The following is a 25,773-nucleotide window of genomic DNA, read 5'->3' on the forward strand; positions in this document are numbered from 1 at the left end:
AATGCGGTGGAAAGGGGTTCTGTGGCAGCGACGATCCGTGACGTGGCTCGGGCGTCCGGGGTGCACGTCTCGACCGTCTCCCGGACGTTCTCGGCGCCGCACCTGGTCAATCCGGAGACCCGGAACCGGGTGCTGGCGATCGCGGAGGATCTCGGCTACCGCCCCAACCGGGCGGCCCGGGCGCTGACCACGGGGCGGACCCACAACCTGGGGCTGATCGTGGCCGACATCTCCAACCCCTTCTTCCCGCCGCTGATCAAGGCCGCCCAGGCGCACGCCCGGCTCCGCGACTACCACGTCTTCGTCGCCGACACCGACGAGGATCCGCAGGTCGAGGAGGAGCTCATCCAGACCCTGACCAAGCAGGTGGACGGGGTGCTGCTGTGCAGCCCGCGCCTGTCCAACCGGGCCATCGAGAAGCTCGGCGAGGACGTGCCGTTCGTCGTGGTCAACCGGCGGCTGAAGGGCATGTCCACGGTGCTGATGGACGTCGGGAACGGCGCGCGGCTGGCGATCGAGCACCTGATGACGCTCGGGCACCGCAGGATCGCGCTGCTGGCCGGTCCGGCCGGATCCTGGACGAGCAGGGAGATGTCGGACGCGGCCCGCGCCATGGACGGCATCGAGCTGTCCATCCTCGGGCCCAACTCGCCGACCGAGCACGGCGGCCTCGCCGCGGCCGACGCGGTGCTGGCCGCGGATGTGACCGCGGTGCTCGCCTACAACGACCTGATGGCGATCGGCCTGGTCGAGGGACTGGACGAGCGCGGCGTCGAGGTGCCGGGGCGGATCAGCGTGGTCGGCGTGGACGACATCGTGCCGGGCCGCCTGACCCGGCCCAAACTGACCACTGTGGCCATGCCGACCGAGGCCGCCGGCCGGACCGCCGTGGACCTGCTGCTCCAGCTCGTCGGCGCGGGCGAGACGGCCACCCCCGCGCTCGCCACCCTGGCCACCCATCTGATCATCCGCGATTCGACGGGACCGGTGCCTCCATGAGATCCGAACATTTCGGCGTCACGCCCGAGGGGGAGAGCGTCGAGCGGTACACGCTCACGTCGGGCGAGCTCACCGCGCGCGTGCTCACCTACGGTTGCGTGATCCAGTCGCTGGAGGTGGCCGGGCGCAATGTCGTGCTCGGCTGCGAAACCCTGGCCGACTATCGCGTTCGGAGCCGGTATTTCGGTGCGGTCGTCGGCCGGTACGGCAACCGCCTCGCGAACGGCCGGTTCGAGCTGGACGGGAAACCGTATGAACTCGCCCAGAACAACGGGACCGCGCACTTACACGGCGGTCTGAAGGGGTTCGACAAGCGGGTCTGGATCGCCGATCCGGACGGGGACTCCCTGCTACGGCTCAGCTATGTCAGCGCGGACGGCGAGGAGGGCTACCCGGGCACGCTTCGCGTCTCGGTCACCTACACGCTGGGCGAAGGCGGCCTGCGCATCTCCTACTCGGCGTTCACCGACGCCCCGACCGTGCTCAACCTGACCAATCACTCGTATTTCAACCTGGCGGGCTCGGGTGACGTGCTCGATCACGTGGTCATGATCGACGCTGACCGGTACACGCCGGTGGACGAGCACAAGATCCCCACCGGCATCGCCCCGGTCGAGGGGACGCCGTTCGACTTCCGGGTTCCTCGGCGGGTGGGGGAGCGGATCCAGGGGGCGTACGACCACAACTACGTCCTCAACCCGGGGGACGGGGTGAAGATCCGGGTCGAGCACGAGGATCTCGCGCTTGAGGTGGCCACCACGCAGCCGGGGGTCCAGTTCTACGCCGGGGGCATGCTCAGCCCCCAGATCACCCCGTACGGCCCGCATGCCGGGCTGTGCCTGGAGACCCAGCACTTCCCCGACTCGCCGAACCAGCCCGGCTTCCCGTCCACCGTGCTCCGGCCCGGCGAGGAGTTCACCGCGCGAACGGACTGCCGCTTCCGCTCCGGGTAAGCCGGACGCCGGGAGCGAAGTGACCCTTCGAGAATTGTCGGTGGCGTCGGGCATGCTGGTGTGGTGACCGTGACCAGGGAGAACACAGGGGCAGCCGATGAGGGGGTTGTCCTGGTTCCTCCCGCCGATACGACAAGTGTGGCGGAGGGTGCCGCGGGCGGGCGGCGCTTCCGCGGGAGGAACAAGCGGCCGGCTTGGCGGAGGCTTAAGGACGCGCCGGTCGTGGTGATCCGGCTGCCGATGGATATGTCGGACCCGGCCGCGCGAGTGCGGATGGAGAAACTCTTCTCCGCGGCGTGGTCGCTGAAGCGGGCGCTGCAGCGGGACGCCTCCGATCGGGTGGCCGCCTACTGGGCCGGGGTCCATCGCCGCAGGGACGACGCGAAAGCCTGGCGAGTCGGGCTGGGCCTGTCGCGGGACGGGCTGGAGCACGCTGCCTACGCCCATCTGGAGAACTCCGGCCATCTGCGGCACCATCTGTCGAAGGCCCTGGCGATGCATCTGGCCGATGAGGTGTGGACGGGGGTGGACCGGCACCTGTTCCCCGATGCCACCGGGAGACGGGCCGGGAGGCCGAAGATCGGGTCGTGGTGGGCGTTCACCCGGATCCCGGGCCGTGCGCGCTCGCATACCCAGGAGCGCAAGTGGGAGACCTTCCGCCTGGCCGGGACGCTGCAGGGGCATCTGGACGCCTATGCCGCTCCCGGCATCCCGGGCGCCCGCGGTGCGTCCTGGCGGGGCAGGCAGCGGACGGCGGCGTCGGTCACGGTCGCCGATGCGCTCGCGATGCCCGCAGGCACCTCGGTCCTGGCCCAGCCCCGCCACCTGTCGGCACCCGCGATGCTGTCCGGGACGGTAGAGACCGGGAAGCACGCGGCCTCGGGCAGGCGAGTGATGCGGGCCGCCTCGTGGTGGGACCACGCCGGGCCGCTGACAGTGGTGTACACCAGCGCGCACGCCGATGATCTGGCCATCCCGGTCCGGCTGCCGCCGGGGGCGGGCCGCTGGGGCCGGGTCGTCTACTTCCTGGACCGGCCGCACCTGTGGCACAAGATCGATATGGTGCGGCGGCGGAAGGCGTCCGCGCCGGGCGGCTGGACGTATGAGGCGCATTTGATGATCCTGGACCGCGGGTACGCCTCGGCGGCCTCCCGGCATCGCCGCGAGCGGGCCGCCGCGTTGGAGCGGCGCGCGGGAATCGACGGCAACGTGTCCAACCTGTCGGTGTTCTCCGCCCCCGCTGCCCTCGGCGGGTCGCGGACCGCCTGCCCTTCTCCCTCGGGCACGGACGGCAGCACCGCCGGTGGGGTTGGTGTAGTCGGTGTCGGTGGGGTCGCGGCCACCCTGGTCACCTTGACTATGGCCGAGCAGGCCCGGCTGGAACGCGAACGCCGTAAAGCGAAAGGCCGGGCACGGGCACTGGAACGGTCCCGCCGCGCCGCCAACCGTGACCGGTATCGCCCCTCCACACGGCAGGAGACCCGGGCCCAACGCCGCGCCAGCAAGGGGCTGCTCGAACGACAGGTCGCCCTGCCGAAAGGCCCGCGCGTGGCCAACAAGCGCGGAGCGCCGAGCAACGCCTACCGCACCGACACCCTCACCACCACTTATCGCAGGATCCGGACCAGACACGCGCAGGCGTCGCGGAGTTTCGCCGAGGCCCGGCAGAACCGGGCCCGCCAGGTCGCCGCACGGATCGTCGCTGTGCACGGCGCGAACCTGGTAATCGAGGACTGCGACATCCGGACCTGGACGCGGCTATGGGGACGGGGCGTGGCCCGGTTCACTCCCGGCATGCTCATCGCCGCCCTGAAACACGAGGCCGCCGCCTGCGGTGGACGGCTGCTGCGCGCCTCCACCACCCAAACCGCGCTGTCGCAGCACTGCCTGTGCGGCGCTCGGGTCGCCAAATCCCTCGCTCAGCGCGAGCATCGCTGCCCCGCGTGCGGGCTGACCGCACCACGGGACCTGGTCTCGGCCGCGCTGGCCTCCTGCATCACCCTGACCGACCCCGACGACCCGGGCACGGCCCGCGTCGACTACACCCGGGCCGCCCATCTCTTCGACACCTACAGCATTCAAGGGCTGCAAGAAGTCCTGTCTGAGTCAACCGCAGCGAGTCCCTCTCCCGCCTGCCGGGTGGGCCGGGATCACGCGGCAGCCACCCCGGTGGCCTCTGCTCAGCGAAGTGCCGGAACGTGCGGTGCACCGACCCCGGATGAGACCCCCACACGGGGGACCACGCCGGACAGGTGCAGTCGCAACCCGGACTATCCCGACTTCAGGGATAGCTCTTAGTAGGCTCGGGGCGTGGTGAGGGAAGGCAGTTCTATCGACAAGGCGCTCGCGGTTCTTGAGGCGATCGCCGAACATCACCGGATCACCGATATCGCGGCGGCCACCGGGGTGTCCAAGTCGACCGTGCACCGCATTCTGCAATCGCTCGTGGAGTGGGGTTTCGCCCGTACTGACGGGAACGGGGGATACGAGCCAGGCCCGCGCATCCTCACGCTCGCCGGGCGCGTGATGAGCCGGTTCGACCCGGCTCGGCAGGCGGCTGGGGCACTCCGGGCATTACATGAGAGAACTGGATTCACCACCCATTTCGCCATCCGTAGCGGGGACGAAGCGGTCTATGTGGAGAAGCTGGAAGGGCGGCGGCCATACCAGATGCCGTCCCGCGTCGGGATGAGCCTGCGGCTCTACTGCACCGCGATCGGCAAGGCCGTGCTGGCCCAGCTCGACGACGACGAGGTCCGCGCCATCTGCGCCCGCACCGAGCTGGTACGGCTCACGCCCAACACCATCACCGGCGAAGAAGAACTACTCGCGCATCTCAGCCGGGTACGGGCGCTCGGTTACGCGGTCGACGACGAGGAGAACGTCCCCGGCATCCGCTGCGTCGGCGCGGCCGTCTTCGACCACACCGGCCAGGTTCTCGGCGGCATTTCGATCTCCACTCTCGCCATGGACCTGGAACGCGAAGCTCTCCGCGACCTGGCCCCGGAAATCGTCTCGGCGGCCCGCGAGGTCTCCCTCGCCCTCGGCGCGCCCACGACGCTCACTCTTCGCTGAGCTTCCGCGTTGCTCACCGTTATCCGGCGCCGTTTACACAGGTGACGCTTCTCGCCGCATCCGGTGCCAAGAGGGGACCGTCACGTTCCTGCCAAGAGGGATGGTCTCGCCACTAAGCTCCGCTGACCGTTTCTGCAAGCAGGCTTTCGATTTCTAGGGTGTCCGCGACTCTTCCGGTGCCGCCTTGGCCTGCGAGGGAGATTGAGGCGGCAGCTGTTCCGGCTCGGACTGCGTCGAGTAAGGGAGCGCCGCGGGATAGCCAGGCGGCGAGGGCGCCGGTGAAGTTGTCGCCTGCGCCGGTCTGGTCGACGATCATGGGGGCGGGGACGGCGGGGACCACGTCTGTGAAGTGGGCGGTGTCGAGGAGGACGCCGCGCGCGCCCAGGGTGACCGCGACGGCGGGGGCGCCGAGTTGGCGGACGCGGTGGGCGGTTTCCGCAGGGTCGGTGGTGCCCAGGAGGGGGAGGCTGTCGCCGGGGGCGGAGATCTTCAGGAGTGCGGTGTGGGGGGCGACGGCTGCCAGGGTGGCTGTCGCGGCCTCCGGTCCGGTCAGGCGGTGGCGGTAGTTGGGGTCGTACACGACCATGCCGGTGGCTGCGCGGGCCGCGGTTCGCACTGCGGCGTCGCAGCTGTCGGAAAGAGCGGCGGTGATGCCGCTGAGAACCAGGACGCGGGCGTAGGCGACGGGGGAGCCGGTGAGGTCGGCGGTGGAGAGGCGGGAGGCGGCGCTGCCGTGGCGCATGTAGGCGAAGGCGCGGGTTCCGCTCGGGTCCGCGCCGACCGCGTACGCGCCGGTGGAGCCGGGTCCGGAGACCATCCAGCGGGTGTCGATGCCGCGTGACCCGGCGAACCTGATCAGCCGCTCCCCGAACTCGTCCTCGCCGAGCAGGGTGACCAGCGCGGTCCGCGCCCCAGCGGAGGCCGCCGCCACCGCTACGTTGAGCGCGTCGCCGGAGAACGACAGCCGGAAGGTCTCGGCCTCGGTCAGTGCCCGGTCCGCCGAGAACTCGACCAGCGGTTCGCCCATCACGACGACGTCCATGTCCACCTGTTTCATGTAGCGGAATGTAATGTTATGTCACGCAACGCCTAGGGCGATTCTATGTCGAATATCCCTGTCGAGCTTCTGTCCCGCCCGGCGCTAGATTCCCCCTGCTCTAACACGAAAGACCACCAAGCCGCGAAAATCCCGCCGAAGCGGAAGTCCTTCTCACTTTGAGTATATTTTATTGAACGGAACAGCATGTCGCTACATAGAACAAGCCAAGTTGAAACTTTCAGGGAGGGCGTGCTGTTCGCGCATTTCGGCGAGATCTCTGGGCCCGCACTGTTCCGCTACATGGAACGTCCTGCTTATGTTGTGCGTACCGACTAAAGGAAGGGAGGTCATCGCACTTCCACAACGCCCTTCTCGTATGTCCCGGCCACCTGACCTGTCCGGGGCGTTGCTTTTGAAGATCAACTCTCCGAAGGGAAACTGATCGTGTTACGACGAAGTCTCACCCTCGCGCTCGGCCTGGTGCTGGCGGCGGCCGTCGCCGTCGTGGCCCAGGGCACGGCCTCGGCCGCGCCGGCGCCGGGCACGTACACGCTGGTCAACGGCAACAGCGGCCAGTGCCTTGACGTCCTCAACTTCAGCACGGCCGACAACGCGTCGGTGATCCAGTTCACCTGCACCGGCGGCACCAACCAGCGGTTCACCCTGGCGGCGCAGGGGAGCGGCTTCCGCCTCGCCGCGGCGCACAGCGGCAAGTGCCTCGGCGTCGTCGACGCCAGCACGTCGGCGGGCAAGGCCGTGCAGCAGCAGACCTGTAACGGCGCGACGTCGCAGACGTGGACGCTCACCCAGGTCGGCTCGCTCTACCGGGTGATCAACGTCAACAGCGCCAAGTGCCTGAACATCAAGGACAGCTCGACCGCAACCGGCGCGATCGCGCAGCAGAACTCGTGCGACTCGGTGACGAGCAAGCACTGGAACTTCGCTCCCGCGGGCTCCACCCCGACCGTCACCCCCACCCCGACACCCACGCCCTCGGTCACCCCGACCACGAACCCGCCTCTGCCGGGCTGGCCCAGCGCGAACGGGCAGCAGGCGGTGCCGACGACGATCAGCGTCAGCGGCACCCTGGACGGCGGGATGAGGCGTTACTACGGCACCGGTGACCTGGGCAGCGGCAGCCAGGACGAGGACCAGGGCCCGATCTTCCAGCTGGCCAACGGCGCCACGCTGCGCAACGTCATCCTGGGCGCCCCGGCCGCCGACGGCATCCACTGCATGGGCACCTGCACGCTGCAGAACGTCTGGTGGGAGGACGTCGGCGAGGACGCCGCCACCTTCCGGGGCAGCTCCGCGTCCCAGACCATGACCATCGACGGCGGCGGCGCGCGGCTGGCGTCCGACAAGGTCTTCCAGCACAACGGCCCCGGCACGATGTACATCAGGAACTTCCAGTTCCAGAACATCGGCAAGGTCTACCGCTCGTGCGGCAACTGCTCCACCCAGCACCAGCGGAATGTCGTGATCTCGAACATCACCGTCACCAGGCCCGCGGCGGCGATCGCCGGGATCAACACCAACTATGGCGACACCGCCCGCATCTCCGGCGTCACCATCGTCAACGACCCGAGCAGGGCGGTCGTGGTCTGCGAGAAGTACCGGGGCACCACCTCCGGTGAGCCCACCAAGATCGGCAGCGGTGCCGATGGCGTGAACTGCATCTACAACGCCTCCGACATCACCTACCGGTGATGCCGGCTCCGGTCGCCCCGGCCCGCCGGGGCGACCGGAGCTCTTTCTCGTCCGGCGGACGGCGTGCCGCCATGACTCCCGGAGGTTCCGCGTCGTACGTTGGTCATCATGGCCACCCGTGCGTCTGGAAGCGGATCCGGAAAGCGCCCTGCCCAGCGCTCCGGCTCTCGTCCGGCTGCCGCGAAGCGGACGCCATCATCCTCGGGGCGGCGTGCGCCCGCGCGTCCGGCAGCCCGCAAGGCCGCGCCGAAACGGCCGGTCGGCACCGGGCAGGATCCGGTCAGCTGGGTCTTCATGATGATCGGCAAGCTGGTCATCGGGCTCTGGCTGCTGGTCGCCAACGCCATGGGCGGCGCCGTACGGTCGCTGGGACAGGGGGCGAAGGAGTTGGACCCCGTACACCGGCGCGACGGCGCCGGATTCGCCGTGCTGGCCGGATCGATCACGCTCGCGGCCTTGACCTGGCGGGACAAGAAGGGCGAGTTCGCCACCGTCGTCGACGCGATCGTGCACGGCGCGGTCGGGTCGCTGGCCTGGTCGGTGCCGGTGCTGATGGCGCTGCTGTCCTGGCGGTTCCTCCGGCATCCGGACCAGAACGCCGAGACCGGGCGCATGGTCATCGGGTGGGCCGCGCTGCTGGCCGGGATCCTCGGGGTCGTGCACGTGGCGCATGACACGCCGTACCCGTCCGGGGGGCCGGGGGACGGGATGGAGAAGGTGTCGCAGGCGGGCGGCATGCTCGGGTTCGTGGTGTCGGCGCCGCCCGCCAGCATCCTGCCCGCGTTCGTGACGATCCCGCTGCTGCTGATGTTGTCCGGGTTCGGGGTGCTGGTGATCACGGCCACGCCGGTGCACCGGGTGCCGGAGCGGCTGTCGGAGATCCGGCATCTGCTGTTCCAGCGGCCCGCCGAGGGCAGCGCGCCGCCGTCCACGGCGCCGCCGCGCAAGCGCAAGCGGGCCAAGCCGGAGCCGGAGGTGGGCGACCGGGTCAAGCCGTACGACACCCCGGTGATCAAGGAGAACTCGCCGGAGATCATGCCGGGGTTCGAGCCGGAGCCCGAGCCCGTGGTCGCGGCCCCGGAACCGCCGCTGTCGCCGCCGGAGCCGACGCCGGCGCCGCGCAAGGTCGAGCAGCTGGTGTTGTCGCCGCAGGCCGGTCCGTACACGCTGCCGGACGCGATGGCGCTGCGTCCGGGCAGCGCGCCGAAGGCGGAGACCAAGGCGAACAAGATCGTGGTGAACGCGCTGTCCAGCGTGCTGGAGCAGTTCGCCATCGACGCCCAGGTGATCGGTTTCACCCGGGGCCCGACGGTCACCCGCTACGAGATCGAGCTGGGCCCGTCGGTGAAGGTGGAGAAGGTCACCGCCCTCGCCAAGAACATCGCCTATGCCGTTAAATCCGCCGACGTCCGGATTCTGTCGCCCATTCCCGGAAAATCCGCTATTGGGGTGGAGATTCCGAATACCGATAAGGATCTGGTGTCGCTGGGGGACGTGCTGCGCTCGCAGGTCGCCCAGGCCGACCACCATCCGATGATCGTCGGGCTCGGCAAGGACGTCGAGGGCCGCACAATAGTGGCCAACCTCGCCAAGATGCCGCACATCCTGATCGCCGGCGCGACCGGCGCGGGCAAGTCCACGTGCATCAACGGCCTGATCACCTCGATCCTGATGCGCTCCACCCCGGACGAGGTACGGATGGTCCTCGTCGACCCCAAACGGGTCGAACTCAATATGTACGAGGGCATCCCCCACCTGATCACCCCCATCATCACCAACCCCAAGAAGGCCGCCGAGGCCCTCGAATGGGTGGTGGGCGAGATGGACCGCCGCTACGACGACCTGGCCGCCAGCGGCTTCCGGCACGTGGACGACTTCAACAAGGCGGTCCGCGCGGGCAAGCTCGTGCCGCCGCCGGGGAGCGAGCGCGTCTACCAGCCGTACCCGTACCTGCTGGTGATCGTGGACGAGCTGGCCGACCTGATGATGGTCGCCCCGCGCGACGTGGAGGACTCCATCGTCCGGATCACCCAGCTGGCCCGCGCCGCCGGGATCCACCTGGTCATCGCCACCCAGCGCCCCTCGGTGGACGTGGTGACCGGCCTGATCAAGGCCAACGTGCCGTCCCGGCTGGCCTTCGCCACCTCCTCGCTGGCCGACTCCCGGGTCATCCTGGACCAGCCGGGCGCCGAGAAGCTGGTCGGCCAGGGTGACGCGCTGTTCCTGCCGATGGGCGCGAGCAAGCCGATGCGGCTGCAGAACGCGTTCGTCTCGGAGAAGGAGATCTCCGAGATCGTCGCCCACTGCAAGGCGCAGATGCAGGTCGAGTACCGCGACGACGTGGCCGCCTCGGCGGTGGCCAAGCGGGAGATCGACGAGGAGATCGGCGACGACCTGGACCTGCTGGTGCAGGCCGCCGAGCTGATCGTCACCACCCAGTTCGGCTCCACCTCGATGCTCCAGCGCAAGCTCCGGGTGGGCTTCGCCAAGGCGGGCCGCCTGATGGACCTGCTGGAGAGCCGGAACGTGGTGGGCCCGAGCGAGGGTTCCAAGGCCCGCGAGGTCAAGGTGAAACCCGACGAGCTGCCGGGCCTGCTGGCCGACCTGCGCGGCGGCGAACCCCCGGCAAATACCGACGCCTAGCCCCTTTGTTGGACAAAGGGGACCCCGCTGCTCAACGCCGTGAAGGTGACTGATTGAATATGGATAACTACGCAACGTCGGGCGGCGGGAGGCGTTGACCTATGTCAATCGGGGCAATTCTGGCGGAGGCACGGCAGCGAGCGGGACTGTCCGTAGCCGAACTGAGTGAACGGACGCGGATCAGGGAATCCGTGATCAACGCCGTGGAACGGGATGACTACTCCGTCTGCGGCGGCGACTTCTACGCGCGCGGCCATCTGCGATCGATGGCCAAAGAACTCAACCTGGATCCGGACGCGCTGGTCCGGCAGTACAACGACTCGTACGGCGGGCTCCAGGTCCAGGTCCGCGCATCCGAGATGTTCAAGGGCGACACCCCCATCAAGCTGTACGAGCGGCGCACGCCGAACTGGACCATGGCGATGGCGATCGCGCTGGGCATCGCGATGGTGTTCGGGCTGGTCCGGATCATGGGCTCGCAGTCCTCGCAGACGCAGACCGCGGCCAAGGCGGGCGCGGCGATACCCAAGGCTCCGGCCAAACCGGCGCCCGCGGTGCCGCTGACCCGGCCGGTCACGGCGGTGGCCGACCTGGTCACCGTGAAGATCTCGGCCACCAGCGCGGCCTGGGTGAACGTGCGGGACGTCAAGGGCAAGATCCTGTATCAGGGCATGATGGCCTCGGGCGACTCGGAGACCTTCAAGGCCCGCAAGAAGATCAAGATGACCTTCGGGGACGCCGGGGCGATGCGCGTCGTGGTCAACGGCAAGGACCTTGGAGCTCCAGGAAGATCGGGACAGATGGTGCGCCGGACGTACGGGCCGGGGGTCCCGCGTCCCCGGTAGGTTCCGACTCCCGATACCGTAGTTTCATCATGTCTTCTCGCCGAACCGTATCGATGGTCACCCTGGGTTGCGCCCGTAACGAGGTCGACTCGGAAGAGCTGGCCGCGCGCCTGGAATCCGCGGGCTGGCAACTGGGGGACGATGACCCGGACGTCATCGTGGTGAACACCTGCGGCTTCATCGAGTCGGCGAAGAAGGACTCGATCGACACGCTGCTGGCGGCCGCCGACTCCGGCGCCAAAGTGGTCGCGGCCGGCTGCATGGCGGAGCGCTACGGGGCCGAGCTGGCCGACGCGCTCCCCGAGGCGGCGGCCGTCATCTCCTTCGACGACTACACCGACATCGGCGGGCGACTCGACGACGTGCTCGCCGGTCGCCCGCTCAAGCCGCACACCCCGCGCGACCGGCGCACGCTGCTGCCGATCAGCCCCGTCGAACGGGTCAACGGCAGCGCGCACATCCCCGGCCACGGGGCGCTGCCGGCGGGCCTGGCCCCGGCCAGCGGCCCGCGGACGCTGCGCAAGCGGCTCAGCGGCGGCCCGGTGGCCTCGCTCAAACTGGCCTCCGGCTGCGACCGGCGCTGCACGTTCTGCGCCATCCCGGCCTTCCGCGGGGCCTACGTGTCGCGCCAGCCCGACGATCTGGTCGCCGAGGCGGCCTGGCTGGCCGAGCAGGGCGTCCGGGAGCTCGTCCTGGTCAGCGAGAACTCCACGTCGTACGGGAAGGATCTGGGCGATCTGAGGGCCCTGGAGAAGCTGCTGCCCCGGCTGGCCGGGGTGGACGGCATCGACCGGGTCCGGGTCAGCTACCTGCAGCCCGCCGAGCTCCGGCCCGGCCTGCTCGACGTGATCGCCGCGACCGAGGGCGTCGCCCCCTACTTCGACCTGTCGTTCCAGCACGCCAGCGGCCCGGTGCTGCGCCGGATGCGCCGGTTCGGCGATCCGCAGCGGTTCCTGGACCTGCTGGCCCAGGTGCGCGAGCGCGCCCCCGAGGCGGGCGTGCGCTCCAACTTCATCGTCGGCTTCCCCGGCGAGACCGAGGCGCAGTTCGCCGAGCTCGCCGACTTCCTCACCGAGGCCAGGCTGGACGTCATCGGCGTCTTCGGCTACTCCGACGAGGACGGCACCGAGGCCGCCTCCTTCGACGGCAAGCTGGACCCGGACGAGGTCGAGCAGCGGGTGGCCGCCCTCACCGAGCTGGCCGAGGAGCTGACCGCCCAGCGCGCCGAGGAGCGCATCGGCACCGAGCTGGAGGTGCTGATCGAGGAGGATCTGGGCGACGGCGGCTACGAGGGCCGCGCCGCCCACCAGGGCCCCGAGGTCGACGGGGCGGTCACCGTCCAGGGCATCGGCCTGCTGCCCGGCCAGATCGTCCGCGCCGTCGCGGTGGATTCGGAAGGGGTTGACCTGATCGCCCGTATCAAGGCTGGTTCGTGAGCGAGAGCAGCGAGCAGACCGCACAGAAGTCCGGCGCCGAGGCCCCCATGGTCTCGGCGGCGGTTCCTGACGCGGCCGGCGGCCTGGAGGCGAGACCGATGGTCAGCACCTGGAACATCGCCAACGCGCTCACCGTGGCGCGGCTGGCGATCGTCCCGGTCTTCATCGTCTTCCTGTTCGTGGACGGCCAGGGCTGGCGGATCGCCGCGCTGGCGGTCTTCCTGGTGGCCTCCCTCACCGACCAGCTGGACGGCTGGCTGGCCCGGCGCTACGGCCTGGTCACCGACTTCGGCAAGATCGCCGACCCGATCGCCGACAAGGCCCTGATCGGCTCGGCGCTGGTCTGCCTGTCATTGCTCGGCGAGATCGCCTGGTGGGTGACCGCGGTGATCATCGCCAGAGAATTGGGCGTGACTTTGCTTAGGTTCGCGGTTATCCGGCATGGGGTGATCCCGGCCAGCTACGGCGGCAAGGTCAAGACCGTGCTGCAGATCCTGGCCATCGCGCTCTACATCTGGCCGGGCGTGCCCGATCTGGCCCGCTGGTCGGCGATGGCGCTGGCGTTGCTGGTGACCGTGGCCACCGGCCTGGACTACGTGTTCCGCGCGATCCGGTTGCGGCAGGTGGCGAGGAGGTCGCGGGCCGCATGACGGCTTCGGAGATCCTCGCGGCGCTGGTCGGCAGGCAGGCGACCGTGGCCGTGGCCGAGTCGCTGACCGGCGGCCTGATCGGCGCGGCCCTGACGACGCCCAGCGGCGCCTCCGCGGCCTTCGCGGGGGGCGTCATCGCGTACGCGACGGAGCTCAAGGCCAGGCTGCTGGGCGTGCCCGAGGACCTGCTGGCCAGGGAGGGCGCCGTGCATCCGGCCGTGGCCGCCGCGATGGCGGCGGGGGTGCGCGCGCTGGCCCGGGCCGACTACGGACTGGCCGTCACCGGCGTGGCCGGGCCCGACCCCCAGGACGGCCGGCCGGTCGGCACCGTGCACGTGGCCGTCGCCGGCCCGGAAAACCAGGTCTGGCACCGGGACCTGCTGCTCAACGGCTCGCGTGAGAACATCCGCGCGCACACCTGTCAGGAGGCGCTGGATCTACTTCTAGGTGTGCTGCAGGTCAATTCGGGGGAACATTCAGGATGATTACCGCGTTACGTCCCCAGCGAACATGCTCACCTCGGTCTGCCGCGGTGTCGCTCGATACAGGTACGGTGGAGCTGTGAGTGAGGTCCGAGAGCCATTGGCGAGGAGTAAGGCAAGGACGCGCCCGGCGAAGGGGCCGAGCGATCCCCTGATGACAGCGAGGAATATGTACGAAGGGCGAGGAAAGCGATACGAACCGACAACGCGGAACGTCGTGCCGACGCCCGCGCCGGGGAGGGAGCGACAGATGGTCCTGCTGCGTCAGCTGCTCGGTGACGTCCTGCGGCGGCTGAGAGTGCGTCAGAGCCGCACGCTGCGCGAGGTTTCCACGCTGGCCCGTGTCTCTCTCGGCTACCTGTCCGAGGTGGAACGCGGCCAGAAGGAGGCATCCTCCGAGCTGCTTGCCTCGATCTGCGGCGCGCTGGGCGTTCCGCTGTCGCAGGTGCTTCGTGAAGTGTCCGACCAGTTCGCGCTCGCCGAGCTGCAGCATGCCCCGGTTCTGGCCGATGTGCCGGAGCACGAGCGGCTGCCGATCTCGGAGACCGTGCCTACCGGTCCTGAGTTCGGGGACTTCCCCGAGGTCAAGGACATGGTGGCGGCCTAGCCCTGTTGGCAGGTCCGGCACCAGTAGACCAGCCGTTCGGTTGGTTGTGAGCCGATCTCTTTACTGCCGATCTTTTTACTACTGACTGGATTTCCGCAGACACGGCAGGGGCGGCGTGCCCTGCCATAGACCCACATCGCACGCCCCGGCCTCGGATCACCGGTCGTCACCGGTCCAGGCCCTTCCTTGCTCGATTCCATCAGGCGGTGTGCGAGCTCGACCAGCTCCGCCAGGTCCGCCATCGATCCCACCGCACCGACTTCGCGCCACGGCGACAGACGCGCCAGGAACAGCGTCTCGGCCCGCCAGATCGTGCCGATCCCCGCCAGGTTGCGCTGGTCCAGTAGCGCCTCCGCGATGGTGCGCCCGGGTTCCCCCGCCAGGTTGGCGGCGGCCCGTTCGGCGTCCCAGTCCGCGCCCAGCAGGTCGGGGCCCAGATGGCCGACGACCTGGTCCTCGCGCGCGGTCGGGAGCAGGTCGACCATGCCGAGCCGTACCCCGACGGCCTGCCATTCCGCGTTGGCCAGGATCAGGCGGATCACGTCGCCGCCGCGCACCGGCCGCCCGGTGGGGTGGATCTGCCAGCTGCCGTCCATCCTCAGGTGGGTGTGCACGGTGAGGCCGCCCTCGACCCGGGTGAGCAGGTGTTTGCCGCGCGACTCGGTGCTCAGCACCCGGCGGCCGCGCAGGTCGGCGGTGGCGTGCCGGGGCACCCGGAAGTCGGATCTGGTCAGCGCCCGGCCGTCCAGCGCCGCGCGAAGCGTCTTCGCGGTGCGGTAGACCGCGTCCCCCTCGGGCATCAGACGGGGGTGTGGGAGTCCCAGGCCGAGGGGTCGTTGGACAGGTCGGTGACCCGCTTGGGCAGGTCGCCGCTGGCGATCTGGTCCAGCGTCACCTCTTCCAGGATGGCCCGCTCGCTGGCCCGCAGCGCGATCCACACCTGCTGCAGCGCCTGCGCCGCGCCCGTGTAGCCGACGTGTTCCGGCCGCTCGCCGCGCACGTTGGCCAGCGGGCCGTCCACCGCCCTGATCACGTCGGCCAAGGAGATCTGGGAGGCCGGGCGGGCCAGCACGTAGCCGCCCTCGGGGCCGCGCTGGCCGCGCACCAGACCGGCCCTGCGCATCTGCAGCAGGATGTTCTCCAGGTACTTGGGCGGCATCTCCTGGCCCTTGGCGAGTTCGCCCACGGTGGTGGGGCCTTCCCCGGACGCGGCGAGTTCGGCGGCGGCCCGGAGGGCATAGTCGACACGGGCAGAAAGTCGCATGTAGTCGATTATCCCGCCTGGTTGGCCGTGGTTAGACGGAGGGCCCGCAAATCATGCGCCCGGACCGGAACCGATGCCGGGGGCCAATGGGGATATATCACCCAAAAAATGACATGCGTGATGGGTTTTGGGCTTGATCTACTGGTCAAAGCGGACGAGGGGGATGGATGTCAGTCATCGCGGTGCGGGAGCTTTCGCGCCACTACCGGGTGCGGATCTCCGGCGAGCGGAGTGGCCCGCGGCGGCTGTTACGGCCGCGGCTGAGCACCGTGCCCGCAGTTCAGGACGTCTCCTTCGCCGTCGACGCCGGGGAGATCGTGGGCTTCGTCGGCCCGAACGGCGCCGGCAAGACGACCGTGCTGAAATGCCTGTCCGGCGTGCTGCATCCGACCTCCGGCGCCATCGACGTGCTCGGGTTCACCCCGCACCAGCGGCAGCGTGACTTCCTGAAGCGCATCACCCTGGTGATGGGCCAGCGCAACCAGCTGCTCTGGGACCTGCCGGCCTGGGACAGCTTCCTGGCCAACCAGGCGATCTACAGCATCGGCGCGGCGGAGTTCCGCGCGACGACCGACGAGCTGACCGAATTACTCTCCCTCGGCTCGGTGCTGCACAAGCCCGTCCGGCAGCTCAGCCTGGGCGAGCGCGCCCGGTGCGAGCTCGCCGCCGCCATGCTGCACCGCCCGGCCGTGCTCTTCCTGGACGAGCCGACCCTGGGGCTGGACTTCGACGCCCAGGACGCGGTGCGCTCCTTCGTCCGCGACTACGTCCGGCGGCATGCGGCGACGGTGCTGCTGACCAGCCACTACCTCGACGACATCACCTCGCTCGCGTCGCGGGTGCTGATCATCGGCAGCGGCCGGATCGCCTACGACGGGGCGCTGGGCGACCTGGTCGGGTTCGAGCACGAGGAGCGGGTGCTGACCGTCCAGATGGAGACCGCCGAGCCGGTGACGGTGCCGGGCGTGGACTCGCTGCGCCAGGACGGGACCACGGTGGTGATCCGGGCCTCGCGCGCCGAGGCTAGCGCGGTGGCCGCGCACATCCTCAACCACTACCCGGTCAGGGACATCTCCATCGCCGGTCCGCCCCTCGACGACGTGCTCCGGAAGAAGATCACGAAGGCGGCCCGGGCCTGATGTGGCGGACCTATCGCGGCCTGATGACGGTCTCCTGGCGGGAGGCGATGGCCTTCCGGGCGGGCCTGGTCGTCTACCTGCTCAGTACCGTGTTCCCGTTCCTCATGATGGGCGTGTGGCTCACCATCACGCGGCAGACCGATCCGGCCGGGCTGGACGCCGGATATTTCATCTCGTATTACACGGCCGCCGCGGTCGTCAACCAGCTCACCTCGGTGTGGGTGATAGCCACCTGGGACGACGAGATCCGCACCGGGCAGCTCAGCACCCGGCTGCTGCGCCCGCGTGACCCGGTGCACCAATTCCTCTGCCAGGAGGCGTGCCGCCGCGCGCTGGCCGGCGCGATCGGGATCACCGCGCTGATCGTGATCCAGGTGACCGTGCCGGATTTCGGGCAGCCGCGCTCGATCGGCGCGGCGGCGCTCGCGGTGCTGTCCGTGCTGGCCGCCTTCGCGCTGAACTTCCTGATGCAATGCGTCTTCGGCATGCTGGCGTTCTGGCTCACCATGGTCCGCCGCGTGTACGGGGTGTGGATCGGGATCGGCTTCTTCCTCAGCGGCTGGGTCGCCCCCCTGGACACGCTGCCCGACGGGGTCCGTGCGATCGCGGAGCTGTCCCCGTTCGCGGCCACGCTCGCCACCCCCGTCTACACGCTCACCGGCACGATCTCCGGCGCCGAGTCCCTGCGGCTGCTCGGCGTCGCGGCGATCTGGATCGTGATCCTGCTCGTGCTGTATCGCGCCCTGTGGTTCGCCGGGCTGCGCCGCTTCGACGCTGTGGGGTCCTGACATGCACCGTGCCCGTGAGTACGCGCGCATGCTCCGCGTCTTCCACCGCGACTCGGTCCGGGCGGAGATCGCCTATCGGGCCGACTTCGCGGCCGGTGTCGTGCTCAGCCTGTTCTGGCACACCTGGGCGGTGCTCGGGCTGGCGGTGTTCTACCAGTTCGCGGAGGACATCCTCGGCTGGACGTTCCCCGAGGCAATCGTCGTGCTGGGCATGTTCCTGCTGATGAACGGGTTCCGGCAGCTCATCGTGACGCCCAACCTGCAGCAGATGTCCGATCACATCAGGCTGGGCACGCTCGACTACCTCCTGCTCAAGCCGGTGAGCGCGCAGTTCATGGTCACCCTGCGGCGGTTCAATCCGATCCTGTGGGTGGACTGCGTGATCGGCCTGGCCCTGGCCCTCGCGGGGGCGATCCTGCACGACGGTGTGCCAGGACCCGCCGACCTGCTGCTCTTCGCCGTGACGCTGGCCGCCGCGCTGATCATCGTGTACGCCCTCGGCGTGCTCCTCGTGGCCGTGGTCATCAGGACCGTGCAGGCCGAGGGCCTGGACATCCTGGTACGGGGCGCGTTCGAGGTGGGCCGTTTCCCGGTCGACTTCTACGGCGGCGTCACCGCGTGGATCTTCACGTTCTTCGTGCCGATCGCCCTGATCACCGTCTTCCCCGCCCGGGCGCTGCTGGGCGACCTGCCGATCGCGGCCGCGGGTGCCTCCGCCGCCGGCGCGGCGCTCGCCCTGGCCCTCGCCACGCTGGTGTGGCGCGCCGCCCTGCGCTCCTACGAGGGCGCCAGCTCCTGAGGCTCAGCTCAGCCGGAGCCGGACGACCACCGGCAGATGGTCGGAGAACGGCACCCGGGGCACGGACGCCTCGACCACCTGCAGGCCGGGCGTGATCAGCACGTGGTCGATCCGCTTCACCGGGTTCTCGGCCGGAGAGGTCGGCGGATCGCCCTGGGCGATCAGCGGATCGGTGAGCCCGGCGGCCTCCAGCACCCGCATCTCCGGGTCGTCCTTGGTGGTGTTGAGGTCGCCCGCGAGGATCACCGGCCGCGGTGTCCCGCCGCTGGTCGCCGCCACCGCCGCCACGGCGGTGTTCCCGGCCGCGAGACCCTGGGCCAGCGCGGCCACCTCGGGGGCCTGGCCTGGCGGGGCCTGCAGATGGGTGTTGACGATGCCGATCTCGCGCCCGCCCACGGTCAGCACGATCGCCTGGGCCTGCGCGCCGGTCGGATGGTCGTGCTTGCCGAGCCGGTTCGAGACGGCCTCCCTGACCGGCAGGTTGGTGAGCAGGGCGTCGCCCCAGAGCCGATCGGCGGCGGGCGCGAAGTAGTAGCGCATGCCTAGCCCCTGCGCGATCCGGTCCAGGTCGTCGTGGCCGCCGTTGAGCAGCCAGCCCCGGTCGACCTCGCTGAGCAGCACCACGTCGGGCCGTACCGTCCTGGCCCAGGCGGCGATCCGGTCCAGGTCGAGGGTGCCGGTCAGGCCGTACCCCATCCTGATGTTGTACGCGACGAGCGTGAACTCCTCGCCTTCCACGGTCTGCGTGGCGGGGATGGTCCGCCAGGTCAGACCGGCGACCAGGAGCGGCGGCAGCAGCAGCCCGGCGAGCGTGCCGGAGACCAGGACCGGCAGCTTGATCCGGGGCGTCGCCACGAGGCCGCGGTCGAGCCTCCGTCCGACGCCGATCAGGGCGGCGGCCACGCCGATCACCATCGGCACGATCGTGTTGGGGAAGCCCAGGTCGGCGTCGTACGAGGCGTAGAACGCGAACGTGGCGACCAGGAACACCAGCGTGCCCGCGAGCAGCGCGGCCCCAGGGCGTCTCCATCCGGGACTCAGGGTGGCCAGGCCCAGGCACCCGCCCAGACCGGCCGCCAGCAGGATGGCCTGCGCGCTGCCGACCACCGGCGAGAAGACGCCGATCAGCAGCCCGGCCGGGAACAGCACCCGGTAGACATGGACCGGCGCGTTCGCCAGGAGCGGCGCGATCGCGAACGGGACCAGGCTGAGGCAGGCGACGCCCAGCGCCGCCACCGAGGCCGCCGCCGCGAACTCGTTGCTCCCGCCGGACCAGCTGCCGGTAATCGCCGCCCCCGGCCCCAGATACTGACCGGTCAGGAACAGGGCCGGGCCGACCAGGAACCAGACGGCCGCCGGAGCGATGTCCTCTCCCGGCTTGGCGAGGAGCGCGGACCACAGGAAGGCGGCTGGGACTGCGATGGCGGGGAACCAGGGGAACAGGCCGTCCTGCCAGATCAGGTCCATGTGGTCGATCGCGATGTGCAGCAGGCCGCTGAGGCCGAGTCCCAGGGCTATCCCGACCGGTACGGCCGCGCGGGGCAGCGTGCGGGCGCAGCCGAACAGGAAGAAGAGGCCGGCGCAGACGCTCGCGGCGGAGAGGTAGAGCTGCGGGGTGCCGCCGTCGGTGCCCTGGAGGGCGATCCTGGTGGCGGCGAGTACGGCGGCCCCGCTGAGCATGACCGTACGGGGGCCAACGAACCGGGCGATCGCGATCGCGATGAACGGGATCACGAACCAGATAGCCGCGAACAAACCGAGTTGTTCTGGTGGGGTGTCGCCCGCCCGGCCGTACAGGGTGATGAGGGACGGGAGGAAGACCCGCAGCGCGTCGAGAAGCAGCAGGAGGCCCAGGGTGAGGGCGGCGATCGGCCAGCGGGACATGAGCACTCCTCCGCGTTGGACATGAGTGATCCTTGTAGCCCGCAGGTGTGGTATCAAGAGCCAATTTCCGGACCGCCGCCGAGTCGCTAAGCTGGCAGGAAACTTTGTTGATATTTTCGCAAGCTGCGTTAACCCGGGGGCGATCATAGAAAGCAGGAGCATGGAGCGACGTCCTGGCGTGCCCAGGCTGCTCCGGGAGATCAACGACCGGGCCGCGCTGGAATTGCTGCTTGCCTCAGGACCGCTGACCCGGGGGCAGATCGGCGACCTGACAGGCCTGTCCAAGGTCACCGCGTCCCAGACGTTGTCCCGCCTGGAGGAGCGCGGCCTGGTCGAGGTGGTCGGCGAGCAGGCGGGTAACCGGGGGCCGAACGCGGCGCTTTATGGGGTGATCGCCTCGTGTGCGTACGTGGCGGGCCTGGATGTGGGGCCTGAGTTCGTCACCGCCGCCATCGCCGACATCAACGGCGACGTGGTCGCCGAGGTGACCGCCGCCCCGAACGGTCACGACGACCCGGTCTCGGTGGTGCACAACGCCGTGGTGAAGGCGTGCAGGTCGGCCAAGGTGGCGCTGTCCCGGCTGCGCGGCGTGGTCATCGGCACGCCTGGCGTGGTCGACCCGCGCACCGGCGACGTGCGCTTCTCCTTCGACCTGCCGGACTGGCACGAGGGCATCCACGAGGCGCTCGCCCGGGACCTGCGCCGGGACGTCACGATCGAGAACGACGTGAACCTGGTCGCCATCGCGGAACGCGCCAAAGGCGCGGCCCAGCGGGCGGACGACTTCGTGCTGCTCTGGGTCGGCCGCGGCATCGGCCTCGCCGTCGTGCTCGGCGGGCGGCTGCACCGCGGCCGGTCCGGCAGCGCGGGCGAGATCGGCTACCTTCCGGTGCCCGGCGTCCCGCTGGCCGAGGACATCAGGGCCACCCCCGGGCGGCTGCCGTCCCTCGCGGGCGGCCTGCAGTCCCTGGTCAGCTCGGAGGCGGTCATCGAACTCGCCGCCGAGTACGGCTTCGCCGCCGACACCGCCGCCGAAGCCGTCACCGCGGCGGTGGCGGCCGACGAGGGCGGCGACCGGCTGCTGGACGAGATCGCCTCCCGGCTGGCCCTGGGCGTCGCCTCCGTCTGCGTCGTCCTGGACCCCGGTCTGGTGGTGCTGGCCGGGGAGGTCGGCCAGGCGGGCGGGGTGTCGCTGACCGGCCGGGTGGAGCAGGCCGTGGCCCGGATCTGCCCGATCCGCCCCCAGGTGGTCACCAGCGAGGTGACCGGCAGCCCGGTCCTGCGCGGCGCGGTGATCGCCGCTCTGGAGCAGGCCCGCGAGGAGATCTTCGCCTCCTGACGGTGTGATGGATTCGTTACCCGTTGGGGGTATTTGACGCGGGGGGCCGCTCTCTCTTCTGTGCGGAGAAGAGATGGAGGTCCCTATGTGGACGATTGACTACCAGGGGGAGCCGGATTCGGAGCCGGAGGCTCCGGACGCCGGCGCGGCCCTGGTCTTCCCGCGCGAGATCCTCGACGCGCACGGCGCGCGCGTGCTGAACCCCGCCACCGCGCCGCTCGGGTCGGGCAGCGTGGTGCCGGATTCCACCGTGTATCACGCCGACATGGTGCTGGTGCCGACCCAGGTGCTCGCCGACCGGAGCGTGCGGGAGTGGTTCACGGCGGCGCTCGGCGAGCTGGGGCTGGAGCCGCACCTGCCGGAGGACACCGGGAACGATCCAGGCGCGGAGCCGCTCCAGTGGCGTGCGGTCGTGCTGCGGGTGACCCGCGGCGTGGCCGAGGTGGACGCCTGGGCGGTCGTGCAGCATCTCCGGACCCGGCTGCCCGTGGACTCCCCGGTCCGTGGTCTCGATGAGATCTCCCGCCGCATCCTCGAATTCGGCGGGCGGATCGGCCTCAACCATCTGCTGGTGGGGTCGGCCGTGATCGGCGGCGAGCCGGTCACCGACGGCCACGGCCTCCCCGGCGACACCCCGGGACGGGCCGGATTCGGCTACGCGACACGGTGCCCGGTCCAGGTCGTGTGGCCCAAACCGGTCCCCGACCCGGCCTTCACCGGGCGGGCGCCCGTCGTGGCCCTCATCGACAGCGGCAGCGCGAAGCACGACTGGTTCGACTGGCGGGACGAGCCGTGGCAGGGCCACCAGTTCCTGGTCAGCTCCAAGGCCCAGCAGAAGATCGTCAACGGCACTCCCGTCAACGCCGCCCGGCCCCAGCAGGTGCCGGCCATCGACGGCCATGAGGATCGGCCCGTCTCGGGGCGGCCGCTGCTCGGGCTGGTCAACGCCCAGGCGGGGCACGCCACCTTCGAGGCGGGGCTGATCCACCAGCTCGCGCCGGAGGCCCGGATCCTGAACCTGCGGGCGATGTTCGCCGACGGCCTGGTCTCCGAGCACGCCCTGCACCTGGCGCTGGAATACGTGCTGGAGCTGGTCGAGGCCAATCAGCGCGACCCGGACACCGGGCTCTTCGTGGACGTGGTGTCGCTGTCGTGCGGCTACTTCAACGAGAACCGCGACGACCGGGTCTACACGCAGTCCGTGGAGCGGCTGGTGGACGAGATCCGCTCGAAGGGCGTGATGGTGGTCGCCGCGGCCGGGAACTACGCCGCGACCAAGGCCTTCTACCCGTCGGGGCTGGCCGGGATCCCGGACCAGGAGAAACGGCCGTTCGAGCGGGCGCCCATCTTCGGGGTCGGCGCGAAGAACCCGAACGGCAGCATCGCGATCTTCAGCAACGGCGGGGCGGCGATCAAGTACTACGCCCCGGGAGCGATGCTGATCAGCACCTTCCCGCCGGGCATCCGCGGCTCGGCCGAGCCGGAGCTGGAGCTCAGAGGCACCAGGAACGGGCGGCCGTGGATTCGCGAATCCTACGACCCCGACGACTTCCGCAGCGGGTTCGCGCTCTGGAGCGGCACCTCGTTCGCGGCCCCCATCGTGGCGGGCCAGGTGCTCGCCCACCTGATTCGCGATCACGGCGCGCAGCTCGCGGACGTGAGCGCGGACGCCGCACTGACGAGAGGAACGGCGATCGTGAAGAAACTCCAGCAATGACCGCGCAGCCCGAACCCGTCGAAACGGCTGATCGCGGTCATGAGCGCCGCGATCGGCTGGCCGCGCTGCTGGCGCGTGCCCAGGCGGGGGAGAGGGCCGCCTGGGAGGAATTGGTCACAGAATGCACCCCGATGCTCTGGCACACCGCGCGCGGCCAGGGCCTCGGGTACGAAGCGGCCCAGGACGTGGTGCAGACCACCTGGCTCGTCCTGGTCCGTCGCCAGCACTCGATCAACTCTCCGGGGGCGTTGATCGAGTGGCTGGTGACGACTACGCGCCGGGAGGCGTGGCGGGCGCGGGCCAGGGAACGCTCCGCCGACCTGCTCGGCGAGGAGACCCTGGACGACGTCAAGGATCAGGTCGCCCTGCCGGAGGAACTGCTGCTCGAAGACGAGCGCCGCCAGGCGCTGTGGCGGGCGGTGGGTTCGCTGCCGCGGCGCTGTCAGGCCCTGCTGCGGGTCATCGCCTTCGCGCCGCGGCCGCACTACGACGCGGTGGCGAAGGCGCTGGAGATGCCGGTGGGCAGCATCGGCCCGACCCGGAGCCGGTGCCTGGCCAAACTGCGCGGGACCCTGGCCGCCGATCCGTCCTGGAACCCTGACTGGAGAGCGCCATGAGCGAGGAGGAGCCCATGGGATCCGATCTCCGGGATGAGTTCGTGGTGGAGGAGCTCGGACAGCTGTACTCGCGGGTCGATCCGGTGCCGCCCGGGCTGGTGGAAAGGATCACCTTCGCTTTGGAGCTGTGGTCGGAGGACTTCGCGGTCCTGCGTCCGAGGGAGGAGCTCGCCGCGGGGGTGCGCGGCGGCGAGACGCGGACGATCACCTTCGACAGCGCCAGCCTGACCGTCATGATCGATATCTCCGAGCGGCAGGACGGCACGGTCCGGGTGGACGGCTGGCTCGCGCCGCCGGATGCTCATCTGGTCGAACTGCGTAGCCCGCAAGGGGTGAGTACGACTCTGGCCGACGCGGCCGGCCGATTCGTCCTGGACGAGGTCCCGCGCGGCCTGGTCCAGATCGTGGTCCGGGCCACCGAGGGAAACGAACCGCTCGCGTTGACTCCCTCGATCGTGGTCTGAATCCCGTGGCCGCAGATCGGAAGAGCCGGACGGCCGGCTCCGTGGCCGAAGAGGAAGCCGAGCGGCTCTACGCGCAGGGCACGGCCGCGACTTCGGCCGGACGCCGGGAGGAAGCCGAGCGGCTCTTTGCGCAGGGCACGGCCGCGACTTCGGCCGGACGCCGGGAGGAAGCCGAGCGGCTCTTTGCGCAGGGCACGGCCGCGACTTCGGCCGGACGCCGGGAGGAAGCCGAGCGGCTCTTTGCGCAGGGCACGGCCGCGGCCTCGGCCGGACGCCGGGAGGAAGCCGAGCGGCTCTTTGCGCAGGGCACGGCCGCGGCCTCGGCCGGACGCCGGGAGGAAGCCGAGCGGCTCTACGCGCAAGGCACCGCCGCCACCTCGGCCGGTCGTCCCGCGCTTGCCGCGCGGCGGCTGCGGCGCGGCCTCAACCTGCTCGCGGACGGCGATCCGCTCGCGGGCCGGATGCTGATCAGCCTGGCCCACGCCGAAGCCGAGCAGGGCCACACCCAGCTCGGCCTGAACCTCCTGGCGACGGCCGAGAAGCGGGCCGCCCCCGCCGACCGCCCGGTGGCGCGGGCCCAGCGCGGCCTGATGCTGCTCCGCCTGGGCCGGACCGTGGAGGCCCTGCGCGAACTGGACGCCGCCGTGCCGGAACTGGCCAGGTACGACGCCGTGGAGCTGGCGCGGATCCTGCTCAACCGGGCCGTCATCCACATCGACCTGGGCAGGATCGCCCACGCCCGCGACGACCTGCGGCGCAGCGCCCAACTCGCGCGCGCCCAACGGCACGAGATCCTCACCGTCAAAGCCCTCCATAACGACGGCTACTGCGACCTGCTGGTCGGCGACATCCCCAGCTGCCTGGCCGTCTTCGCCGAAGTCGAACCCACCTACCGCCGCCTCCTCCCCGGCCTCCTCCCGCTACTCGCCCTGGACCAGGCCCGAGCCCTCCTCTCCGCCGGCCTAGCGACCGAAGCCGGCCGCCGCCTGGACGACACCCTCCCCCAGTTCCGCCGCCAGCGCCTCATCCAGGACTACGCCGAAGCCGAACTGGCCCGCGCCCGCGCCGCCCTGGACGCAGGCAACCCAACCGACTCCATCACCTGGTCCCGCCGCGCCGAATCCCACTTCCGCCGCCGCGGCAGCCTCCCCTGGGCCCTCCGCGCCACTCTCATGCGCCTACACGCCGAATTCACCCATGCAACAAGGACGGTGGTTCTCCCACCCACCGACCCTTTGCTTTCTCTCGGGCTCCGCCCGACCCCGTCGGCACCGTTGCCGCCGGAACGAAGCGGCAGCGGATCCGGGGTTCTCCCACCCACCC

23 protein-coding genes are annotated in these 25,773 nt (G+C 70.2%); 19 read left to right on the forward strand and 4 right to left on the reverse strand.

Annotated elements, in window-relative coordinates; genetic code table 11:
* Positions 1 to 21 precede the first annotated feature (21 nt).
* The 4 genes from Amac_RS43945 to Amac_RS43960 all read left to right on the forward strand — a co-directional run bounded on the left by Amac_RS43945 (position 22) and on the right by Amac_RS43960 (position 5,027).
* On the forward strand, positions 22 to 999 hold the full coding sequence (locus Amac_RS43945; protein ID WP_155360389.1) for a LacI family DNA-binding transcriptional regulator: 978 nt from the start codon (positions 22 to 24) through the stop codon (positions 997 to 999).
* Positions 996 to 1,952 (forward strand): aldose epimerase family protein, encoded by a 957-nt coding sequence (locus Amac_RS43950; protein ID WP_155360390.1) that lies wholly within the window; start codon positions 996 to 998, stop codon positions 1,950 to 1,952. The genes Amac_RS43945 and Amac_RS43950 overlap by 4 nt, the downstream gene beginning before the upstream one ends.
* A gap of 222 nt (positions 1,953 to 2,174) precedes the next feature.
* Entirely contained in the window at positions 2,175 to 4,250 is a 2,076-nt protein-coding gene (locus tag Amac_RS43955; RefSeq protein ID WP_155360391.1) for a zinc ribbon domain-containing protein, read from the forward strand.
* A gap of 12 nt (positions 4,251 to 4,262) precedes the next feature.
* A complete protein-coding gene (locus tag Amac_RS43960) occupies positions 4,263 to 5,027 on the forward strand; it encodes an IclR family transcriptional regulator (protein WP_155360392.1) in 765 nt (254 codons plus the stop codon).
* Between the two features lie 112 nt (positions 5,028 to 5,139).
* On the opposite strand, the gene Amac_RS43965 is transcribed toward Amac_RS43960, so the two are convergent.
* Entirely contained in the window at positions 5,140 to 6,084 is a 945-nt protein-coding gene (locus Amac_RS43965; RefSeq protein ID WP_155360393.1) for a PfkB family carbohydrate kinase, read from the reverse strand.
* Between the two features lie 426 nt (positions 6,085 to 6,510).
* Between Amac_RS43965 and Amac_RS43970 the strand changes: the two genes are divergently transcribed.
* From Amac_RS43970 to Amac_RS44000, 7 genes are all read left to right on the forward strand, one after another.
* Positions 6,511 to 7,776, forward strand: coding sequence for a pectate lyase (locus tag Amac_RS43970; RefSeq protein ID WP_246269085.1), 1,266 nt, complete (start codon positions 6,511 to 6,513; stop codon positions 7,774 to 7,776).
* A 108-nt stretch (positions 7,777 to 7,884) separates the two neighbouring features.
* Positions 7,885 to 10,419 (forward strand): FtsK/SpoIIIE family DNA translocase, encoded by a 2,535-nt coding sequence (locus Amac_RS43975; RefSeq protein ID WP_155360394.1) that lies wholly within the window; start codon positions 7,885 to 7,887, stop codon positions 10,417 to 10,419.
* A 101-nt stretch (positions 10,420 to 10,520) separates the two neighbouring features.
* Entirely contained in the window at positions 10,521 to 11,264 is a 744-nt protein-coding gene (locus Amac_RS43980; RefSeq protein ID WP_155360395.1) for a helix-turn-helix domain-containing protein, read from the forward strand.
* A 29-nt stretch (positions 11,265 to 11,293) separates the two neighbouring features.
* Positions 11,294 to 12,700 carry a 30S ribosomal protein S12 methylthiotransferase RimO gene (gene rimO, locus Amac_RS43985; RefSeq protein ID WP_155360396.1) on the forward strand — a complete coding sequence of 469 codons (1,407 nt, stop codon included), beginning with the start codon at positions 11,294 to 11,296 and terminating at the stop codon, positions 12,698 to 12,700.
* A gap of 47 nt (positions 12,701 to 12,747) precedes the next feature.
* Positions 12,748 to 13,350, forward strand: coding sequence for a CDP-diacylglycerol--glycerol-3-phosphate 3-phosphatidyltransferase (gene pgsA, locus Amac_RS43990; protein ID WP_155360410.1), 603 nt, complete (start codon positions 12,748 to 12,750; stop codon positions 13,348 to 13,350).
* Positions 13,347 to 13,835, forward strand: coding sequence for a CinA family protein (locus Amac_RS43995; protein WP_155360397.1), 489 nt, complete (start codon positions 13,347 to 13,349; stop codon positions 13,833 to 13,835). Before pgsA ends, Amac_RS43995 begins: the two co-directional genes overlap by 4 nt.
* 247 nt (positions 13,836 to 14,082) lie before the next feature.
* Positions 14,083 to 14,439, forward strand: coding sequence for a helix-turn-helix domain-containing protein (locus tag Amac_RS44000; RefSeq protein ID WP_155360398.1), 357 nt, complete (start codon positions 14,083 to 14,085; stop codon positions 14,437 to 14,439).
* Here Amac_RS44000 and Amac_RS44005 read toward each other — a convergent pair.
* Complete coding sequence (locus Amac_RS44005) at positions 14,436 to 15,239, reverse strand: DNA-formamidopyrimidine glycosylase family protein (protein ID WP_155360399.1); 804 nt, start codon at positions 15,237 to 15,239, stop codon at positions 14,436 to 14,438. The genes Amac_RS44000 and Amac_RS44005 overlap by 4 nt on opposite strands.
* Positions 15,239 to 15,703, reverse strand: a complete 465-nt coding sequence (locus Amac_RS44010) for an RrF2 family transcriptional regulator (RefSeq protein ID WP_155351781.1) — start codon at positions 15,701 to 15,703, stop codon at positions 15,239 to 15,241. Before Amac_RS44010 ends, Amac_RS44005 begins: the two co-directional genes overlap by 1 nt.
* Before the next feature lie 167 nt (positions 15,704 to 15,870).
* Here Amac_RS44010 and Amac_RS44015 point away from each other — a divergent pair, with 167 nt between their 5' ends.
* The 3 genes from Amac_RS44015 to Amac_RS44025 are packed head-to-tail and all read left to right on the forward strand — an operon-like array spanning position 15,871 to position 18,429.
* Positions 15,871 to 16,842 (forward strand): ABC transporter ATP-binding protein, encoded by a 972-nt coding sequence (locus Amac_RS44015; RefSeq protein ID WP_155360400.1) that lies wholly within the window; start codon positions 15,871 to 15,873, stop codon positions 16,840 to 16,842.
* Positions 16,842 to 17,630: an ABC transporter permease gene (locus Amac_RS44020; RefSeq protein ID WP_155360401.1), complete on the forward strand. Its 789-nt coding sequence runs from the start codon at positions 16,842 to 16,844 to the stop codon at positions 17,628 to 17,630. Before Amac_RS44015 ends, Amac_RS44020 begins: the two co-directional genes overlap by 1 nt.
* A gap of 1 nt (position 17,631) precedes the next feature.
* Positions 17,632 to 18,429 (forward strand): ABC transporter permease, encoded by a 798-nt coding sequence (locus tag Amac_RS44025; protein ID WP_155360402.1) that lies wholly within the window; start codon positions 17,632 to 17,634, stop codon positions 18,427 to 18,429.
* Positions 18,430 to 18,432: 3 nt separating this feature from the next.
* Here Amac_RS44025 and Amac_RS44030 read toward each other — a convergent pair whose 3' ends face one another.
* On the reverse strand, positions 18,433 to 20,313 hold the full coding sequence (locus Amac_RS44030) for an endonuclease/exonuclease/phosphatase family protein (RefSeq protein WP_155360403.1): 1,881 nt from the start codon (positions 20,311 to 20,313) through the stop codon (positions 18,433 to 18,435).
* A gap of 160 nt (positions 20,314 to 20,473) precedes the next feature.
* On the opposite strand from Amac_RS44030, the gene Amac_RS44035 reads away from it, so the two are divergent.
* From Amac_RS44035 to Amac_RS44055, 5 genes are all read left to right on the forward strand, one after another.
* Positions 20,474 to 21,652 (forward strand): ROK family transcriptional regulator, encoded by a 1,179-nt coding sequence (locus Amac_RS44035; protein WP_155360404.1) that lies wholly within the window; start codon positions 20,474 to 20,476, stop codon positions 21,650 to 21,652.
* Between the two features lie 85 nt (positions 21,653 to 21,737).
* Positions 21,738 to 23,369 (forward strand): S8 family peptidase, encoded by a 1,632-nt coding sequence (locus Amac_RS44040; protein ID WP_155360405.1) that lies wholly within the window; start codon positions 21,738 to 21,740, stop codon positions 23,367 to 23,369.
* Positions 23,366 to 23,986, forward strand: coding sequence for an RNA polymerase sigma factor (locus tag Amac_RS44045; protein ID WP_155360406.1), 621 nt, complete (start codon positions 23,366 to 23,368; stop codon positions 23,984 to 23,986). The genes Amac_RS44040 and Amac_RS44045 overlap by 4 nt, the downstream gene beginning before the upstream one ends.
* Positions 23,987 to 24,000: 14 nt before the next feature.
* A complete protein-coding gene (locus Amac_RS44050; RefSeq protein ID WP_155360407.1) occupies positions 24,001 to 24,450 on the forward strand; it encodes a hypothetical protein in 450 nt (149 codons plus the stop codon).
* Positions 24,451 to 24,455: 5 nt separating this feature from the next.
* The coding region (locus Amac_RS44055) for a tetratricopeptide repeat protein (RefSeq protein WP_373869938.1) at positions 24,456 to 25,773 on the forward strand (1,318 nt) is incomplete at its 3' end.

This window comes from Acrocarpospora macrocephala (genome assembly GCF_009687865.1).
Taxonomy (GTDB): domain Bacteria; phylum Actinomycetota; class Actinomycetes; order Streptosporangiales; family Streptosporangiaceae; genus Acrocarpospora; species Acrocarpospora macrocephala.